Genomic DNA, 17,181 nt, shown 5'->3' with positions numbered 1-17,181 from the left:
CTCAGCGCAAACGACGGTGATGCCTCGGATGGGTAGGTGGCACTGCGTGGATCGCAGCGCCACCTACCGCGATGTCAACCCAGGAGGCTGAGCAAAAACCAGAGCTGCGAGAAAATCCAAGGCATCGGGTTGTATTCCTTTCTGTCAGAAAAGGTTTAAGAGGGGCGCTGACGACCGCACGTGACGGCCGAGGCAGGAAGTTCGGTAGAAGCGGTTGAAAGTGGGCGCTCACAACCGCCTCTACCGTCAAGATCACGCGCCAGTGGGGCGAACCTGGCAGTCGGTGATCAAGTTTCAGAGCTAGGCGGCCATCGGGTGCGCAACTAGAGGTGTCGGCGCACCTGAGTTAGTGGCATGTGCCGCCCACTCGGTCAGAACCTCGCCGGTGTCGGGGTCGTGCTCAACGTGCGAGGGACCGGAGTGTCCGGAGCGGAGAGAGCATGCAACCAAAAGTCCGAGACCTGCGTAGGCCAGTGAGGTGCAGAGTTCCGGCGCCGGCAAGCGCGTGTTCGATGAGTTGCGGCGTTGGTGTAACGCATCGGGCATTACAGCTGATGTCATCAGTACCTCCGGTGCATAGCGAGTGAGAACCCGCGAAGGCTCGGAGAGCCCAGCGGTTCGGATCGATGCTTCGGCTCGATTTCGGCCGTGCAGTGAAGACCCCGAGTGCGCGCGCGGACGCCAATCAGCAGCGCACTTGGGGTTTTTGGACATGACAAAGCACCCAAGGAACGCCTTGGGTGCTTTGTCATGTTGATGTGGAGCCGCGTTCGCGGTCGATCGTTGCGTCGCGCAACGTCATTCAATCGAAAAATCATCAGGCCCCCGCCCGGACATGTGGCACATCTAGATGCAGGTGTGCCACAAGTTCTGTGCAAGCATCCGGGCTGATGGACAAGCCGCGGGGGTACCTTCCGGGTGGAAGCGCGGGGTCAGTGTAAGTCACGTATCGCGTGTCTGGCAATCGCATGAACACTGAACTCCCCCTTTTCTTCACCAAAATCAGTCGCATTGGCTGTGCGCAACAATATCACGCAACAGTAATCGGGACTAGGGCTTCAAATGGTCGAAGTAAGAGACAGAATTAGGCGACAGCGATGTGTAGGCGAGTGCAGGAGTTGATGAGATGGCGCGCAGCGGAGTACGCGGATTTCGCGCGGACCGACTGCGCGAGTTGCGGATTCGAGCAGGACTCTCAGCCGACGACTTGGCGGCCCGATTAGGCATCTCTCGACAAGCGGTCTCAACATGGGAAACTGGCAGATCTACGCCGCCGGCCAACAAACTCCGACACATCGCAGAAGAGTTGGATGTATCGATCAGTGCTCTCATGCCCATCCCGGAAAGTCAGCTACGACTCGCCGATTTGCGGGCGCTATCGTCATTGACCCAGGTAGAGGCCGCAGGTTTGCTCGACATCTCGCCGACGGTGTTGAGTGACATCGAGCGGGGGGCGAAGAAATTAAGCGCGAACGAAGCCCGCGCCGAGCTAATGTCGGGCGTGTACGAGATGGATCTTCAAGTGGTGAGGGATGCTTGGACGAGAACGGAGAAGAACCGCCTCAGGCGCGCCCGAGCCCTATAATCCTTCTCGCAATTTTATCTCGCTTTTGCGAGTGCTGGCTTTCGGTCGTCGATCTCTCTGAAACGGGGCAGTCCCGCGTGAGCAAGAGGTTGCTCACGCCGCGGAACGCGCCCTCATACGTACGGAGCTTATGGCCCAGCAGGCCGAGGCTCGTCAACTTGGAGCGAATGCAGGGTTATTGCAGGCCCGGGCGATGTTGCGCGCTGCGGCTGCGAAGCGAGTGCGCTAAGCGCGTCTACTGACACTCACGCAAAGGGATCTTGCCCTTCTACACTGGAGATCTGGGCTAGAACGAGATTTTCGTCTACGTCGTGATTGTCCTTTTTGAAGGAAGAAATTCTCAGACTCGACTTGACATACTCAAGCTCACGGGTGCGTAGTCCGATAGTAACGAATTCTTCGGACGAGCCGGCTTTGAGTCGGGCCGTCGCCTCGCGGAACACGTCGAGGTCGGAAGGCTCCATCACCGGCCCCGTAAGGTGCGTGAACTGCCATTCGATCCAGTCGGCGGCCGGCGAGATCCATAGGGCTAGCATTCCATTCTGAGCATGAAAGAGAGCTACGTGGTAGCCGATTCCTTTCAGTCCTTCTGTGAGTCCGACCTGCGCGAGCGTCGGACTCGATGCAGGGTAGACGTCGGAGACATCTTGGAACAGGACTCTCCATCCAGCTTGGCCTGGGTCTGGGTAGGTACGCAGTACGACCTGCCATTGCATGACACGGCCGGTGTCATGTCGAACCGAGAACTGCGTATTCATGGATTGGCCCGGCGTTGGTTCGACCGCCAACTTGACGAACTCGAGCTCATCGTCGAATTGGACTGACCGGCGGATGTACTCCGCTGGAGTGGCCACCGGGTCCCATTCCTTCGGATCGACCCCAGACATTTCGCTTGATTGGAGTGTCTGGTGAATCATGAAGTCGGACGTCAGCCAGGCAACTCCTGAGCAGGGTCTGGGTTCGCCCGGGTCTTCGGTTGGCTTGCCGAACCAGAGTTGAATTCCGTGTGCTTCATTGAAAGGCCCTACGACTGGGATAGCGACAATCCGAATTGTCTCTTTCGTCCTCTTCGATGTAAGCGTGAGATCACGGCTTTCAAGATCATTGCGCACGGCAGCAATGATCGGATCAATGCGAATGTCGTTGGCGCGGTCCGGATGTAGCCGTTTGGTGCTCCCCCAGTCTTTGCCTTTGCCGTCTGTAGAAACAACTGTTGAGACATCCGGAATCAAAGTCTCGATCAAATGCCACGATCCCACTGTTGAACCCCCCTGCACATGAGGCAGCTGGTGGCGCCCCCGACGGGCGACCTGCGTTTCGCAACTGCTCCGAGCCACGATACAACGCGGCGCAAGTGACCTAACCTGCCTCGCGGTGGGGCTTACAGTCGAGTGCGGTGCGTAAGAGTCAACTCGAGGCCGTCAGGCCGAATGGTAAGTAACTCTTTAACTTTCAACTTATAGCTGGGGTCCGGGGTGAAATCGAACTTGTCGATCAACATTACCAAAGCAAGGACAGCTTCGTGCAACGCGAACTGACGTCCGATGCAGGCTCTGGCCCCCGTTCCGAACGGTTTGTATGCGTTCGTATGGCCTGCACGTGCACGGACTGCGGAGGGCAAGAACCTATCGGGATCAAAATGCTCCGAGTCCCGGCCCCACACCGCTGGATCCCGGTGTAACGCCAAAAGCACAACCAATACCGGATGTCCCTTCTTGAGAAGATATTTGTCGGCCACGACAGTGTCTTCGCGCGCTTTCCGAAAGAACGCTGGGCCAGAAGGCCACAGACGCAGGGTCTCGTCAACGATGCGTCGGATGTATCGAAATTTGGCGACCTGATCGAAGGTAATTACCTGGCTGCGATCGGGCCACACCTCGTCAATTTCTGCGCGAGCTCTCGTGAGGATGTCACTATCCAGCGAGAGGTAGTGCAGCGCAAAGGCCAGCACACCAGCTGTTGTCTCGTGTCCCGCCACCAGAAAGGTAAGGACCTGGTACCGGATGTTTTCGTCGGTGAGTAGCTCGCCGGTGGCGGGATCCGGAGTGTCCAGCATTCGCTGTAAAAGATCTGTATTTTGCTCGGGCGACCCGCCCCGGCGTCGGGCCGTGATGACATCGTCGACCACGGACTGCAATAGTTCTACATCTTTAGGAAACTGCCGGATACCTTTGTAACCCAAAATGTCTCGAAGAATCGGAATGTCGTTGGCCGAGGAAGAAACATGGCTGAGCGCCCGACTCATTGACGCGACAAACGGATCTGTCGCCTCAGCGGCAAAGCTGTTGAACTCGTAACCAAAGCCAGTGCGACCGATAATTTCGAGGGTGAGCTTGTTCATGTCCCCCGGCACGCCGACCGCGCCACCGGGCTTCCCCTGGATAGATCGTTCCCAGTACGTCACGAGATCGGTGACGCATTCGACCATGGTGTCGTGGTAACTACGCATAGCAGTCTTACTGAATGCCGGCGCGAGTACATTGTGCGCCTTGGCCCAGTTCGGCTCCGAGTTGTAAGCGGTGAAGAGTCCATCCTTCGCGATCTGCCGGACCTTGGTAAGTGGTGAAACTATCGCCTTCGCGAACCGCGACTCATCGAATATTTCCTCTGCGATGTCAGCGCCGGCCACCACGACGAGCCTGTCCGCGATGATCTTGATCTCAAAGATTGATCCCAAATCTTGCGCCATTCGCATCTCGCCCTGAACTGGCGTAGACGGGCTCAGCTTGAGCACATCACCCAAGATTGGGAGGCGTCCAGATGGGTGTGGAAGCGGAGACAGCATCGGCGAATCTTTAACACTTCGATCGGTAGTAGCCATGGTTAAGGTCCTCCCCCCGACCCCGCGTTTATGCGAGGACAAACGCACTCGTTTTCCTTCTCACAGTCAGCGACCAGTGTGCCCTACCCGACCGTTGCGGTTGCTTCTCGCGGATGCTGCGAGCACCGGAGCGGTTTGCAACTATGTTCCCAGGTGTGTTGCTGACCGTTGCATGCGGTCGGCACCCTGATCGGGGGAGAGGAGCGGTCGTTGAGGCCGACTTTGCCGTATCTCCGGAACCGGTCGACTCATTTGGATGCGGTCGCGCGGGAGATTCCCATTTCGGCTGCGACGTGTGAGATCGGGCGCGTGCGGCAGCGCTCGACGAGACGCATGCGCCCTTCCGGGGTAAGTGGTGCGTGGCGGTGAGTCATGACGGTGCGGGCAAGCATCGCTGCGTTGTGGGAGGTGGTCGCGCAGGCTACCGGGCTTGAGCCGGTCACGGTGAAGTCATTCCTTGGGTTTGGGATGCTGCTGAGCTCCGGGGTGGCACTGGATGTCGAAGACATTAATGGGTATGGGCTGAGGGGCTTCGGACCCGGATCAACCCCGGGCTGTTCGCGCACATCACCGCGGAGACGAAGCGATGTGCGAGACGGCGACCCCCAAACCGCCCGTGCGGGGCCTCAAGCCCGGCGATCGTACCCGCCGCGCGACCGCGGCCATGCTCACCGCGGGAATCGGCATGTACCTGCTGTCCTCGTTCCTCACCCGCTACGTCTAGACGCCCCTGACGCCGGGTACGGATTCGGGCTCTACGGAGTGGGTGCAGGAGCCGCACTCATCCCGTTCTCGGCGCTCGGTTTCATCGTTGGCCGTCTGACAGGCTGGCTGACCACTCACGGTCTCTGCACGAAGGACCTTCATGATCTACGCCGCCCACGTGACCCTCTCGGCAGCGCTCTTCACCGTCGTCCCAGGTTCACTCATTACCCTCGGGTCGATGGCAATCCTCGGCTTTGGAGTCGGCGGGGCATCCGCGATCATGCCCAGACTCGTACTCGACGGCGTGCCCCCTGCAGGAGACATCCCGTGTCCTGTCGATCAACCAGATCGTCCGCACCGTGGGATCCAGCATCGGAAGCGCCCTCGCCGCCCTCTGGCTCGCCACAGCAACTCTGCCACAGCATCTCCTGCCGGAGACCTCCTGCCACGGGAGCACCGCTACACGATTGCCGCCATCTACGTGCTCCCGTTACTCGTGATCAGCTCGGGGGCCATCTTCACCGGCAGTCGCCGGGCAACGCGCTAACCAGCCAAGCGGATCGGGCGTACGCACTCGGCGCCGTCAACAACCTCATGGCCAGCAATATCTAGCCCGTACGCATCTAACGTTCGCGATTCAGATGGGCGACCGGCTGCTAATCGTGCGTAGATATCCGACTTGTTGTCGGCGTGTCAGCTCGGCGTGAAGCTGAATCTGGTTCAGGATAAAGGCCAGGTTGGGGATAGAACATCTAGACAGAAGGAGGCTGCGCCATGCCGATGCCCAGTAAGGGTGACCGGACGTCGCTGACTGTCCGACTCCCGTCAGAGCTAATTGACACGCTCAAAGCACAGCGGAATTCGGCTGGCGCGAGTTCTCTAAGTCAGTTCGTCGCCGACCTCCTCGCGATCGCAAGCGATCGCGAGGACCTTGCTCTCGAACTAAACCAGGTGCATGACCAGGGGGTGCTGCCCCTGACTGCGTAGCAGATATGACCTGAACCGACATTCGGGTCATACGTCAACTGAATCTATGCAGCACTGCGAATGACGAAAAACCCCCGGCGGCGGGCCGAGGGTTTTCGAAGTCAGAGAAGCGAGTGACTAGCTCGCTACTCGTGTGTGGTGCTCTTCCCCGAAGGGACTGTCTTGGCGGACATGTCTCAGGGTACATCGTGCCCTGAAGTAGGTACAAGATTTGACGTTCGTGTCGTCGACCCGGACGCGACACCGGACCGGTTATGGCATCGTTTCGCGCCCGTTCTGGCTGCGCGTCGGTCGATGCGGCTCTACGACCCCACCACGCGTAAGTACGGTTCCGCGGGACCGTTGACGGTCAAAAGACCCGCGCTGCCGTCCGCGGTACCGCTGTTCTTGCATGGCCGCGCCCGTGTCGTCGCCTTGGACTTCGACACCAAACACCATGGTCACGACGCCGTCGCCGCAGACGTGAGGCGTGTGCTGGCGTGGGTGACCGAGTGCGGAGGCCGCGCGGTCGTCGACAAATCCACCAGTGGCGGCCGACATGTCCTGATACCGCTGGCCCCGGGCAAGACAATCTCCGTCGACGAGGTCAGGCCGTTACTGCGCCTGCTTACTGTGCGACTGCCCACGTTGGACATCACCCCGATGACCAACGCCTCCACAGGCTGCATCACCGTTCCCGGTTCGTCGTGCAAAGAAGGCGGCCACCGCGAACTCGTCGACCTCGACCCCGCCGCAGCGTTCGACATCCTGACCATCGGCTCCGACGCCGGAATGCTGACCAGGCTCGAAGCCCTGCTCGGGGGGACCGGCCGCACCCCCACCACACCCACCGAGGCCTACATCCGAACCGAAACGGTGACCGAACGCGTCGTCGGCGCCGGTCACGATGCACGGTTGCATCCGCGGTTCTGCCGCAACACGCCGCCGCCGCGCTGCGTGATCGAGTTCGCTCACACCGGCCGCATGGACAGCAGCCGGTGGCCCTCTCGTTCGGAAGCACGCCAATCGGTCATCACCCACGCCGTCCTTGCTGGCGCCACCACGGCCGAGATCGTGGCCCGCGTCGCCGTGCCCGATTGGGCCGGCCTGCGCGCCGCGTACGCCCGCTACAGCGAACCGTCGCGCGCCATCGCTCGCGACGCCGCTCGCGCCCTCGACTGGGCCGCTACCGTCCTCCCCGATCCAGTTCGGGATACCGGGCACAAGCAAAAGCACACAGGGGGGGCCTATGATCCGGCTCTTAGTTCGTGGCTAACTCACGCGCAAATCTGGGTCACCCACGAACTCTCTCGACGACGAGATCGCTGGTCTGCCCACGCCGTCCTACAGGGGTTGGCATGGGCTGCCGCAGTATCAGGTCAAATCGTGGAAGGAGTGCCTACTGTCGGTGTAGGTGGACGGTCGTTGTCGATCGCTGCGGGCATGCTCCCGGAATCGACGGTGTGGTCGATTCTGGAGCGGCTGCGGGAGATGGAAGGTTCACCATTGCTGCTGATCGAACGAGGAGTCGGTCAGATCCCCGATCGGTACGCGCTGGTGTCGACTCCGGACGCACGGACCGTTATGGTGCCCTCTGAGGTGCCGTACGAGTCGGGGGGAATCGAATCGGTGCACCCTGCCTGGAGCGTCATCGGATGGCGCCACCGCATCCTCTACGACGCCGTCACCGCGGCCCCTGAGCCGATGACCCCGGAGGTTTTGTTTACCGCCGTCGGCATCGGACGCACCAGCGGTTACGAAGCCCTGCTGGATCTACGGATCGCCGGCCTGCTTACCGTCGATAACACCCAGATCAGCGTCGGCCCGGTCGATCTCGACGACATTGGGCGCCGACACGGCCTCACCTCTGCGGTGCGGGCCCGGATCGTGCGGCACCGCGCCGAACGTATCGTCTGGCGCGAATGGCTCGCTGCCCGTGAAGAAGCACGGACACCGCCGGAACCGGACCAGGGATTGTTCACGATCGGTGATGATCATCCATCGGATCCACCCGAGTCCGAATACATCGCTGCGGTCATGAGCACCGGCCCACCGGATCCGCTTTAGCGCTGCGCGTTGGTTGTGCTGGTGCGGCACACCTGGCGTAATCCGGGGGAGTGATCTGTGGATCAGAACCACGTGAGCGGAATCGGGCGTGACGTGCGGCGCCGTCCATCCCTGGACGAACGTCCAGAACGTGTCGGTGGTGCGCCGAATAATCACTTAGCGTGAGGATTCGAACTTTGCTGGGTCCGCCCTTGCCGCACGAAGTTGTCCGTGCTGTCGCCGCCGCGCTCGTGCTGACCGAGACAGCGCCGCGACCGTGCCCGCGACCGGCTGATTCGTCGGGCCACATCCTCGTTGCCCGTCGCCGATGACGGCCACCAGGCTCGGCTTCCCCGGAAATGTCGGAGGTCCGGTCTAGTGTGCGTGCATGGGCGAAAGGGAATCGGTAGAGGTGGCGGGCGTTTCGGAGCGCGTCCTCGATGAGCTTGCCCATACCCTCACCGAAAGGCTCGACATCCTGCTCGACCGCCTCACCGACCGTGCTCTCGCCGTGCCCGACGCGGGGACCGCGGCGTGGCATAGACACTGGCGCGGCCGCGACAGCGAGAGCGGTCGCCAACACCACGCCCGGCGCCTCTACGTACGCGCGGTGCTCGCCAGCCGTGCCGGTATCGGATTGACGCATCGGTTATGCCTTCTCCACCCGAGTCCGGTGTATCTCCCGCGAAGCGCCCCACCGCCCGGCGTCGATGCGTCGACGCCGACCAATTGGTCATTTTCTAGCCCGTCACGATGCGAGGGCGGTGACCGCCGACTCCATGTCGGTATAGATCGCGAAGGTCTGATCGAGACCCCTCAGTACCAGGGGCCTGCTGGTGGCGGGCCCGTCCGCGACGACGGGGAAACGACTGAACTTGCCGACGCGCTTGACTGGCTTTGGCCAGCACGCTCATGCCAGGGAGGGCATGTCGGTGAGATCGACGATGACCGCGGCGGGAGTAGACTCGGTCAACTGCGGTGCCGTCGCGAAATCGACTTCACCGCGGCAGCGAGAAACGCCAGGTCACAGTCCCGGTGTGCGGTGATCTTCAACCGGCTGCCGCCTCATATGTCATAGGGGAGTGAGACCGCCAAAGCTTGCCGTCGAATAACTATTCGCCGGATGCTCTCGAGACAGGCGGGGCCGCGGCAGCTACTCGAAGCAGGAAGCACCGAGATGCGACGAGCGCTCGGTCGACGGAAGAGGTGGGCCCGTCTCCCCTCGGGCGTCGACCACCCCGTGGCGATACCTCAAATACGTGAAGGTGTTTTCGTCAGCGGGCGCTGCCACTGCCCAGAAGGGAGCCGAGGTCCGGTAGCGCCGGTGCGGGGTTTTCGATGGTGACGATCGGAGAGGCCTGCTGCACGGTGTACGAGGTCCAGGGCAGCGTAGCCAGGACCTCTGTCAGGCCCGGGTAGTCGGAGATCCACACGGTTGCCGGGTCGATGTTCTCGGTGCCGCACGTAGCCAGCGCGACGTACGTTCCGGCGGGTATGTCGAGGACCGATTGTGTGCTGACTCCGCTCTGGCCGGCGTCGTCGGTCGAGTACAGCGTCTGCCCGTTGCCGATCACGTCCCAGACAGGAGGCAGGACACCGTCCGGGGCCGGAGCCAGCGATGTGGCGCAGGTCAGGGTGTTGTCGGAATTGTTGGTGATCGTGTTTGTCACCGTCGATCCGTCGACCTCGAAGGCGTAGGACACATCGGTCGGTTCGGCCGCCGATGCCGTTGCAGGAAAAGTCAACAGTGCTGGGGCGCAGACACATACGCCAAGTACTACCCGGTTGATCGATCGCATGGCAATCCTTTTCGTCGAGTGAACGATGGTCGAAGTGTTTAGTGTGCAACGAAAAGAACTGGCAGGCATCTTTCGGACCGAATGCAGCTGAACGGGGGAGAAGCAAGTCATTGAACTGTTGAACCGGTCAGCTCGATTGCGTGCCGGGGCAGGGCAGGAGCGGTCGTCGAACGTAAGAAGAACAGGCGGCATCGACAACCGCCACTGGGAGGGTCGTGAAAAACGTCGAACTGAGGTGACGAGCGGCAACCGATCTGTACCGGTGTTTGTAGCCTGCGCGGAGATATTCAGCCCTTGGAAGCGCGTCGACGTGCCTGCTCGATCCGTCGCTGTTCCTCCGCCCGTGCGCGGCACCGACGGAGGAACTCCTCGTCTGCCTCCGGGCTCTGCGCGAGGTGACGGCCGGGGGCGAGTCTCGTACTCCGGGAACGCCGACGCATTCTGCCGCCGAAGCCCGCGGCTGTTGCCGGAACCGCCCCAGATGCCTCCGCCGACAGGTCGGCCCGCCACCAGCCACACCAGCGATCCAGCCAACGGAATGAATACCACCAGGAGCAGCCACACCATTTTCGATAGGTATCGAACCTCACCGCCGTCGGCGGTGATCACATCGATCAGGCAGAACACCTACTACAACATGATCAGCAACCCGAGATGGGGCATCGGTGACCTTTCGTAGTTTTGAGACCATATGGTTCGTTGGCCGGATGAGCATATCCCCCAGGGACGAGGAGCGATACGCGGATCGAACGACCGCGTGCGACGAGTGCGACACTGGCGTATTCTGTAGATAATGTCGCTTAGGAGGTAAGGTCATGACCGTCGAACACGATCTCGGCCAGGAGCTACGGGCGCTACCTGATGGCGAATTCTTCAGCATCCTTTCCCGTGAGGTGCAGAGCCGGGATTCGATGCGTTCGGTCCGGGACGTCCTACTCTCGTTGATGGTGTCCGGACCCACCCTCAGCGAGTCGATCGCCGCTGCCGTTCCCGCGCATACGGTGACTACGTCGATCGCGCGTGCCCGGATCGAAACAGCGGCCCGTCAAGCGATCTTCGAGCATCCGCACCTCGAACCGGGCGATGTTGCCGATGTACTGCGCTCACGCGACAGCAACCGGCGCAGCACTGCGAGCCGATTGCGTGACCGCGGAGATATCGTCGGGTACGAAATCGGCGGCCGGTACCTCTATCCCAGCTTCCAATTCGACGCCGCGACCGCGAAAATCCGGCCCGTCGTCGCGGAGGTCAACCACCTCCTCGACGCCAAGCACGACCCCTGGGGCGTCGGCTCGTGGTGGATCAGCCCCTCCGGCTGGCTCGACGAGGGACTGTCCCCGGCAGACCTCGCAGTAGAAGGTGGACAGGATGAACGGATCCGGGCCATCGCACGCGATCTGACGGCGGCCTGAGCGTTGCCCGCAACCCCACCCCCGGCCGACCTGGACGGGAAACCCGTCACCGTGCCGCTCCCCGTGGGCGCCGAGTTGTGGCGCATCCATTCCGGCACCTACGCAGCGAACGCTGTGAATCCCACTGCGCAACCGGCTATCCCCGGCGGGGCCCGCTTCGACAGTCTCACCGGCGACTACGCCTACACCTACGTAGGTGACTCACCCGAGGCAGCGGTCGCCGAAACCCTGTGCCGCAACCTCCCGGTCACCGGGACACCGCGGTTGGTTCCCCGCATCTCCATCGCGGGGCGCGTGTTGAGCAGACTCACGGTCATCGAACCTGTCACCGTGATCGCCGTCCACGGACCCCACCTGTCCGCGATCGGCCAGGACACCTGGCTCACCAAATCTGACCCCGCCGACTACGTACTCACCAGAACCTGGGCGAGCGCACTGTTCGCCGCCGCACCGTCGGCAAACGGACTCCTCTACCGGTGCCGCCACAACGAGGACCAGTTCGCATGGATGCTCACAACGCACCCGACCAATCAGGTTCATCCCGCACTCGAAGCGGCCGGGGACGCCGTGCAACTCGACAGCCCCACCGGAACAGCACTCGTCGACCGGATCCTGGCCTACTACAACGCCACGTTTGCCTCCCCGATCTGACTGGGCCCGGTGTCCACGCATGCATCCAGATTCGCTGGATCAGTAGGCTGATCGCCGCCACGAATCAGTGACCTTCGGTGGATGTGACGACACGGTGGTATGCAGTCGGTCTGCGGTGGCCGGACTGGAATACAAGGGGTCGATGAGGCAGAAGTAGTAGGAATTGTGGGTGCCGGGCGGATGGGATTGCAGATCGCGGCCCGCCTGGTAGGCGCGCAGTACCCCCGCGTGGTGGCGTTCGACTCCGACAGCGAGCAACTCGCACAAGCCTCGAACGCAGGCTACGGGACTGTCACCAGAATCGCCGAGATAGCATCCAGGACAGACGTTCTGATGACGTGCTGCCCGGGCCCCGGTGAATGCCGCGACGCTATGATCGGCGACGGGGCGCTCGCGGCCATGCAGCCCGGATCGTGTTGACTCGACTTCACGAGCAACAATCCTCGCATCACCATGGAGATCGCCGCGCACGCCGAGCATCGTGCTGGCGGCGCGGCTGGTCATCTGAGCTGACGAGACGCGGCCGACTACTCGACTTTCGGCACCTCGGCACGTTCAGTTGGACACACCTTACAAGCTTTTCGTCACAGTGACGAAAAGGTCGTTATTGGTAAGATCGAGATGACGGGTTCTGTCGATGCAGAAGGAGTCCGCATTGAGGCTATCGTTGGGGATCTGTTGTGACGGAAACAGGTTCAGCGACAGACGGGCCCGGTTGAATTCAAATGTCAGGACGCTCCGGGTGTCGAGGCAGTGCCACCTGTCAGGCGTTGCGTACCGTACGTAGAACGATGGGGAATGTGTCTAAAGCTCAAAACAATTGTGTTACAGGGCTTTCGGACTATTCGAAATGTACCGATAAGCTAGATTATGTCAGGTCGTATTAGTTCCGTCATTCGCATGTTCTGCGAATAGCCCCTCTGTTTGTAACAGGCATCCAGTCTTCGACGGTTACTTCTACCGCACCGGGGTTGGCGGTGACGGTCTTGCCCGCGTTGATGAGGCTGGGGTCGATGTTGCCCTCGGTCGGGTCCTCACCAACAGAGCTCTGATGGAGTCCATCCTCCGTCCTTACGACCTTGGAAACACGCAGTGGTAGTACGTGCTGTATCGGTTGAGCAATCAGTAGCCGCTCAGCCCACGAGATCTCACGCGCGAGCTAGACGTCGAACGGGCAACGATCAGCGCGGAAATTACAGTGCTGGTGCGCAAGGGGTTTATCAAACAGATGCGTGATGTCGATGACCAGCGGCAGAGGAAAAGATGCTCCGCGACAGTGGACTCACCTAGGGAAATCGCAGCAGTCAACCATGTTGTGCCCCAATTAATATGCCGAGATTTGTATTAGGTCGACCCTTTCTGGACCACGAAATCGAAACCCAGAGATGATCTCCGTTCTACGAACGCGATCGATTCCTTCATCACCCGCTGCAGGCATGTAGACCGTACAGACGGGTTCCCGAAGCCTTGGAAACCCCGCAGCCCCCTGTCGAGGCCACATCCCTGCGAGTCCAAACAAACGCCGAGAAAGAAGGTTTCCGTCGGCTACGGGTAGGGCACAACAAAGTGTGACTCAGACCTCGTTGTGGCTCGACCGGCCGAAACAAAGCCCGTACGATTCGATCGACTACGGGCAAAAATACGACACCGTCGTTGTCGGCGCCGGGCTCACCGGCCTGATCACCGCGCTCATGTACGCGCGGGCCGGCGATAGCGTCGCAGTGATCGAAGCCCGCGCGCTGGGGGCCGTCACGACCGGAAACACCACCGGCAAAATCAGTATGTTACAGGGGACCAAGCTGTCCTCGATCGCGTCGAAACATACCCAGCAGCAGGTGCGTCGGTATGTAGACGGGAACACGGCCGGCCAGTCCTGGCTGCTGGACTACTGCGCAACTCGAGACATCGCCGTGCAGCGCGAGACCGCATACACCTACGCCACCAGTACCGAGGGCCTCGATGCGGTAAGAGAGGAAATGCGCCTCGCGCTGTCGGCGGGAATCGACGCTACCTACACCACGACGACCGAATTACCGTACGACGTCGTCGGCGCAGTAGCTGTCCCGGACCAGGCACAATTCGACCCGATGGATGCCATCGAGGCCCTCGCCGAGGACTCCGTTACCGAAGGCGCGGACATTGCCGAAGGAACGCGGGTACGCGGGGTACACCGCGGTCGTCGACACGTCGAGGTGACCACTGACCGCGGCACCCTTCGCTGCGGTCGAGTGGTGCTCGCAACCGGCACACCGACACTGGATCGCGGTGGATTCTTCGCACGACTGGAACCGCTGCGTTCGTATGCTGCCGCCTACGAGGTCGACGGACCGATCCCTCGGGGGATGTACATTTCCGTGGACTCACCGAGTCGTTCTCTTCGCTATGCCCCCACCGCTGCCGGTGACCTTCTCCTTGTCGGTGGCAACGGCCACGTCGTCGGCCGAGAACCATCCCCGCAGTGTCAAGTCGAGGATCTGGACTCGTGGACCGCCGAACACTTCCCCGGCGCGCGGCGCCGGTATCGCTGGTCCGCACAGGACTACCAATCCATCGATGTCCTCCCCTATGCGGGCCCGTTGCTGCCCGGTGACGACCGAATTTGCATTGCGACCGGTTACGACAAGTGGGGAATGACCAATGCCGCTGCGGCCGCAATGGTGTTGACGCACCGAGCCTTCGGTGGAGACTTACCCTGGGCCGGCGCATACGACAGTTGGAATGTGCGTCAGCTCGCCGGTGCGGTAGACGCGGTCCGACTCAACGTCAATGTCGCCGTGAACTTGACCAAAGGGTGGATCGCCCCGTTATCCTCGAGCTCACAGTCACCTCCACCCGAAGAGGGGCAAGGACGGATCGAGCGCGGCGTCGTACCCAAGGCCGTGTGCACAGTCGATGGCGTCACCCACACGGTTTCCGCTGTTTGCCCACACCTGAGAGGTATCGTGGCGTGGAACAACGCCGAAATGTCCTGGGACTGTCCTCTGCATGGCTCTCGATTCGCCGCCGATGGAACCGTACTAGAAGGCCCGGTCACCTCGAACCTTTCGCCCCGTTAGAAAATCGTAAACACGAGGTAGACCCCTCAAATATTGTCCGCATCTGGACTACGAGAGAGTGCCGACTGGCTGCTCGAGCTCGCGCTCCGGTAGATGGATGGGAGTCGTGCTGCGGTGGTGACCGAGCACCGAGAGTGCGACACCGGCGAGCGTCCAGGTAAGCAGCACGACCCATTCGTGCCACGAAGAGGCGTCCGGAAAGTAGTTGACCTCACGGACCAGACTCGCCGCCGCCCCGGGAACGAAGTACTGCCCGATCGCGCCCCACGGTCCCGCGATGAACTGGTATGGGAGTGCCGCACCGGAGATCGGATTGCCGATCAGCATGGTGATCACCGCGCCGACCCCGATGCCCGGTGCCCCCAGGAGCGCATTCAGCCCGACGATGGTCGAGGCGGTGGCGAGCATACTGACGCCGATTGCGAGAGCCTCACCCCAGAAGTGGCCGCCCAGGATCCCCAGGAGTGGTCCCGTCACGAGCGCGACCAGGACACCGCCCACGACGGCATAGACCGCGAGTGCGAGTAGCCGACGAGTGACGCCGGCAACAAGTAGTGAGATCACGACGCCGCCGACTATGCCGCCGAGTACGAGGGGGAAGCCCATCGCGCTGATCCCGCCGCCGGTGGAGTCCTCGGCCAACAGTGGCACGACGTCCGTGATGGTGAGGTTCGCGTTCTGCATGAGGGTGATCTGTTTGCCGATGCCCTCGATGACCGAGGTAGCCGCCACACCGTCAGCGCCCGCGACGAGGGCCTCCGGGCCGTCGGTACCGAAGATGAACGCCCCGGACACCTCGCGCTCCTCGATCGCCCGCACGGCATCGGCCCGCGATGAATACGAGGTGGACTCGACCGGTAGATCCGCCGACTGCGAGAGCTGGCCACCCACCACTCCGACGGGGAGGTCGTGGGCATCGGACGTGGCAACCGGCCACAGGAAAGCGAGCGTCACCAGGGCCACGATCGCCCCGGCGAGAACGCCGAACACTACGGTCGCGAAGGAGCGGGAGCGCGGTGCGGCTCCGGTCTGCTGTATCGACATGAGAACTCCAAACAGAATAGACATTCTTTTTTATGCATGTTAGCGGTAGTCTCGCTTTGTGCCAAAAGTCAGCGATGCGTACCGCCAAACCAAGCGCGACGAGATCGTCGCCGCGACTTTCCGAGTGATCGCACGGCGCGGGTTGCGAACCATGACGATGGCCGACATCATCGATGAGTCCGGTCTGTCCGCCGGCTCGGTCTACTCCCACTTCACCACCAAGCACGAAATCATCGGGCTCGTCGCGGCCCGGGTGATCGGTGAACGCGCCGAGCAGCTCCGTGTGGAGTCCCAGGAGCGTCCGCGCTCACCCCGCGAGACCGTGCACTGGTGGCTGTCCGGACTCGAGAACGACCCACTCCCGTATGGTGCCGCGCTCCAGATCTGGGGCGAAGCGGCATCGGATCCGGACATCCGCTCCATTGTCGAGGCCCGGATGACAGCGATCGAGGACGCCTTCGCCGTTGCCGCCGAGCGGTGGCTGGTGGCAGCGGGCAAGGACCCGGCCCCATCCCGTGACACTGCCCGCGCCATGCTCACCTTCTGCCAGGGCTACATCGTCCGAGCCGCCGTGCTGGGACACCAGGACCTGACCTCGTCCATCACTGCGGTCGAGCTACTCACGCCCTCGTAGGCCTGCCCATCATCGCCACCATCTGCCGATCGTCGCCACGATCTACAGGAACGCACCGTTCCAAAGTCCCGTCGATCGGATCGTCGATCGGATCGAAAGCCCCATGCGTTTAGCCGGGGGAGATTGCACATGTGTTCAGCGCCCGGCTAGCGACTTCCTGATCATGCTCTCGGCAGAGGCGATGATCGCGTCTTCGGGACGACGCGGACTCACTCCGAGAATACGACGCATCCTGTCGTCCGAAACTCGTTTGATATGGCCCAGATCAGCTGCAACAGTGCGGAACTTGTGGTCGAAGAGCGCTGTGGCGCGCACGACGAAGTTCGGGATCGATCGGGTGGGTACGCGTGTGGCAGCCTCACCGAAAGGTTGCAGTCTGCGGTCGGCGCGCTGGAGTCTCCCGGTCCCACCACATAAGGTGCGTCCGATAGCGATCGCTTGGATAGGCAGCATCCGGGACGT

At 61.7% G+C, this 17,181-nt stretch carries 15 protein-coding genes and 3 pseudogenes; 9 read left to right on the top strand and 9 right to left on the bottom strand.

What is annotated here, in order from left to right:
• Nucleotides 1-300: 300 nt before the first annotated feature.
• Nucleotides 301-561 carry a hypothetical protein gene (locus QMK32_RS22640; protein ID WP_283477653.1) on the bottom strand — a complete coding sequence of 87 codons (261 nt, stop codon included), beginning with the start codon at nt 559-561 and terminating at the stop codon, nt 301-303.
• Between the two features lie 565 nt (nt 562-1,126).
• Between QMK32_RS22640 and QMK32_RS22635 the strand changes: the two genes are divergently transcribed.
• On the top strand, nt 1,127-1,585 hold the full coding sequence (locus tag QMK32_RS22635) for a helix-turn-helix domain-containing protein (RefSeq protein WP_283477651.1): 459 nt from the start codon (nt 1,127-1,129) through the stop codon (nt 1,583-1,585).
• 245 nt (nt 1,586-1,830) lie between these two features.
• Here the strand turns inward: QMK32_RS22635 and QMK32_RS22630 are convergent, their stop codons facing one another.
• The 3 genes and pseudogenes from QMK32_RS22630 to QMK32_RS22620 form a co-directional block, all read right to left on the bottom strand.
• A complete protein-coding gene (locus QMK32_RS22630; protein WP_283477650.1) occupies nt 1,831-2,829 on the bottom strand; it encodes a GAF domain-containing protein in 999 nt (332 codons plus the stop codon).
• Between the two features lie 137 nt (nt 2,830-2,966).
• Complete coding sequence (locus QMK32_RS22625) at nt 2,967-4,406, bottom strand: cytochrome P450 (RefSeq protein WP_283477648.1); 1,440 nt, start codon at nt 4,404-4,406, stop codon at nt 2,967-2,969.
• A gap of 173 nt (nt 4,407-4,579) precedes the next feature.
• Nucleotides 4,580-4,780, bottom strand: a pseudogene (locus QMK32_RS22620) (helix-turn-helix domain-containing protein); the annotation flags it as partial.
• A gap of 491 nt (nt 4,781-5,271) precedes the next feature.
• Between QMK32_RS22620 and QMK32_RS22615 the strand changes: the two are divergent.
• The 3 genes from QMK32_RS22615 to QMK32_RS22605 all read left to right on the top strand — a co-directional run bounded on the left by QMK32_RS22615 (nt 5,272) and on the right by QMK32_RS22605 (nt 9,201).
• Nucleotides 5,272-5,658 (top strand): hypothetical protein, encoded by a 387-nt coding sequence (locus QMK32_RS22615; RefSeq protein ID WP_283477647.1) that lies wholly within the window; start codon nt 5,272-5,274, stop codon nt 5,656-5,658.
• A gap of 611 nt (nt 5,659-6,269) precedes the next feature.
• Complete coding sequence (locus QMK32_RS22610; protein ID WP_283477646.1) at nt 6,270-8,144, top strand: hypothetical protein; 1,875 nt, start codon at nt 6,270-6,272, stop codon at nt 8,142-8,144.
• 367 nt (nt 8,145-8,511) lie between these two features.
• Entirely contained in the window at nt 8,512-9,201 is a 690-nt protein-coding gene (locus QMK32_RS22605) for a hypothetical protein (protein WP_283477644.1), read from the top strand.
• A gap of 196 nt (nt 9,202-9,397) precedes the next feature.
• Here QMK32_RS22605 and QMK32_RS22600 read toward each other — a convergent pair whose 3' ends face one another.
• Both QMK32_RS22600 and QMK32_RS22595 read right to left on the bottom strand, forming a co-directional pair.
• The gene (locus tag QMK32_RS22600) at nt 9,398-9,922 is read right to left on the bottom strand and encodes a hypothetical protein (RefSeq protein WP_283477642.1); all 525 of its coding nucleotides are present in this window, start codon (nt 9,920-9,922) and stop codon (nt 9,398-9,400) included.
• Between the two features lie 287 nt (nt 9,923-10,209).
• Nucleotides 10,210-10,549 (bottom strand): annotated as a pseudogene (locus QMK32_RS22595) (PLD nuclease N-terminal domain-containing protein).
• A 188-nt stretch (nt 10,550-10,737) separates the two neighbouring features.
• Between QMK32_RS22595 and QMK32_RS22590 the strand changes: the two are divergent.
• Together QMK32_RS22590 and QMK32_RS22585 are read left to right on the top strand one after the other, a co-directional pair.
• On the top strand, nt 10,738-11,334 hold the full coding sequence (locus tag QMK32_RS22590) for a hypothetical protein (protein WP_283477640.1): 597 nt from the start codon (nt 10,738-10,740) through the stop codon (nt 11,332-11,334).
• A 3-nt stretch (nt 11,335-11,337) separates the two neighbouring features.
• Nucleotides 11,338-11,985: an RES family NAD+ phosphorylase gene (locus QMK32_RS22585; RefSeq protein WP_283477639.1), complete on the top strand. Its 648-nt coding sequence runs from the start codon at nt 11,338-11,340 to the stop codon at nt 11,983-11,985.
• A 39-nt stretch (nt 11,986-12,024) separates the two neighbouring features.
• Here the strand turns inward: QMK32_RS22585 and QMK32_RS22580 are convergent, their stop codons facing one another.
• Nucleotides 12,025-12,489, bottom strand: coding sequence for a hypothetical protein (locus QMK32_RS22580; protein WP_283477637.1), 465 nt, complete (start codon nt 12,487-12,489; stop codon nt 12,025-12,027).
• Between the two features lie 637 nt (nt 12,490-13,126).
• Between QMK32_RS22580 and QMK32_RS25465 the strand changes: the two are divergent.
• Both QMK32_RS25465 and QMK32_RS22575 read left to right on the top strand, forming a co-directional pair.
• Nucleotides 13,127-13,333: pseudogene (locus QMK32_RS25465) on the top strand (MarR family transcriptional regulator); the annotation flags it as partial.
• A gap of 220 nt (nt 13,334-13,553) precedes the next feature.
• The gene (locus tag QMK32_RS22575; protein ID WP_283477635.1) at nt 13,554-15,041 is read left to right on the top strand and encodes an FAD-dependent oxidoreductase; all 1,488 of its coding nucleotides are present in this window, start codon (nt 13,554-13,556) and stop codon (nt 15,039-15,041) included.
• A 48-nt stretch (nt 15,042-15,089) separates the two neighbouring features.
• Here the strand turns inward: QMK32_RS22575 and QMK32_RS22570 are convergent, their stop codons facing one another.
• Nucleotides 15,090-16,085, bottom strand: coding sequence for a hypothetical protein (locus QMK32_RS22570; RefSeq protein ID WP_283477633.1), 996 nt, complete (start codon nt 16,083-16,085; stop codon nt 15,090-15,092).
• Nucleotides 16,086-16,143: 58 nt separating this feature from the next.
• Between QMK32_RS22570 and QMK32_RS22565 the strand changes: the two genes are divergently transcribed.
• The gene (locus QMK32_RS22565) at nt 16,144-16,719 is read left to right on the top strand and encodes a TetR/AcrR family transcriptional regulator (protein WP_283477631.1); all 576 of its coding nucleotides are present in this window, start codon (nt 16,144-16,146) and stop codon (nt 16,717-16,719) included.
• A gap of 135 nt (nt 16,720-16,854) precedes the next feature.
• Here the strand turns inward: QMK32_RS22565 and QMK32_RS22560 are convergent, their stop codons facing one another.
• Nucleotides 16,855-17,172 (bottom strand): hypothetical protein, encoded by a 318-nt coding sequence (locus QMK32_RS22560; RefSeq protein ID WP_283477696.1) that lies wholly within the window; start codon nt 17,170-17,172, stop codon nt 16,855-16,857.
• Between the last annotated feature and the right edge of the window lie 9 nt (nt 17,173-17,181).

Source organism: Rhodococcus sp. H29-C3, assembly GCF_030063405.1.
Classification (GTDB): domain Bacteria; phylum Actinomycetota; class Actinomycetes; order Mycobacteriales; family Mycobacteriaceae; genus Rhodococcoides.
Note: the sequence above shows the minus strand (reverse complement) of the source record. Positions and strands in the feature narration are given on the sequence as shown.

Excerpts from the sequence above, each read along its gene's own strand:
- QMK32_RS22640 (WP_283477653.1), bottom strand. The coding sequence starts at position 561 with ATGACATCAGCTGTAATGCCCGATGCGTTACACCAACGCCGCAACTCA.
- QMK32_RS22635 (WP_283477651.1), top strand. The coding sequence starts at position 1,127 with ATGGCGCGCAGCGGAGTACGCGGATTTCGCGCGGACCGACTGCGCGAG.
- QMK32_RS22625 (WP_283477648.1), bottom strand. The coding sequence starts at position 4,406 with ATGGCTACTACCGATCGAAGTGTTAAAGATTCGCCGATGCTGTCTCCG.
- QMK32_RS22615 (WP_283477647.1), top strand. The coding sequence starts at position 5,272 with ATGATCTACGCCGCCCACGTGACCCTCTCGGCAGCGCTCTTCACCGTC.
- QMK32_RS22610 (WP_283477646.1), top strand. The coding sequence starts at position 6,270 with ATGTCTCAGGGTACATCGTGCCCTGAAGTAGGTACAAGATTTGACGTT.
- QMK32_RS22605 (WP_283477644.1), top strand. The coding sequence starts at position 8,512 with ATGGGCGAAAGGGAATCGGTAGAGGTGGCGGGCGTTTCGGAGCGCGTC.
- QMK32_RS22600 (WP_283477642.1), bottom strand. The coding sequence starts at position 9,922 with ATGCGATCGATCAACCGGGTAGTACTTGGCGTATGTGTCTGCGCCCCA.
- QMK32_RS22590 (WP_283477640.1), top strand. The coding sequence starts at position 10,738 with ATGACCGTCGAACACGATCTCGGCCAGGAGCTACGGGCGCTACCTGAT.
- QMK32_RS22580 (WP_283477637.1), bottom strand. The coding sequence starts at position 12,489 with ATGACCAGCCGCGCCGCCAGCACGATGCTCGGCGTGCGCGGCGATCTC.
- QMK32_RS22570 (WP_283477633.1), bottom strand. The coding sequence starts at position 16,085 with ATGTCGATACAGCAGACCGGAGCCGCACCGCGCTCCCGCTCCTTCGCG.
- QMK32_RS22560 (WP_283477696.1), bottom strand. The coding sequence starts at position 17,172 with ATGCTGCCTATCCAAGCGATCGCTATCGGACGCACCTTATGTGGTGGG.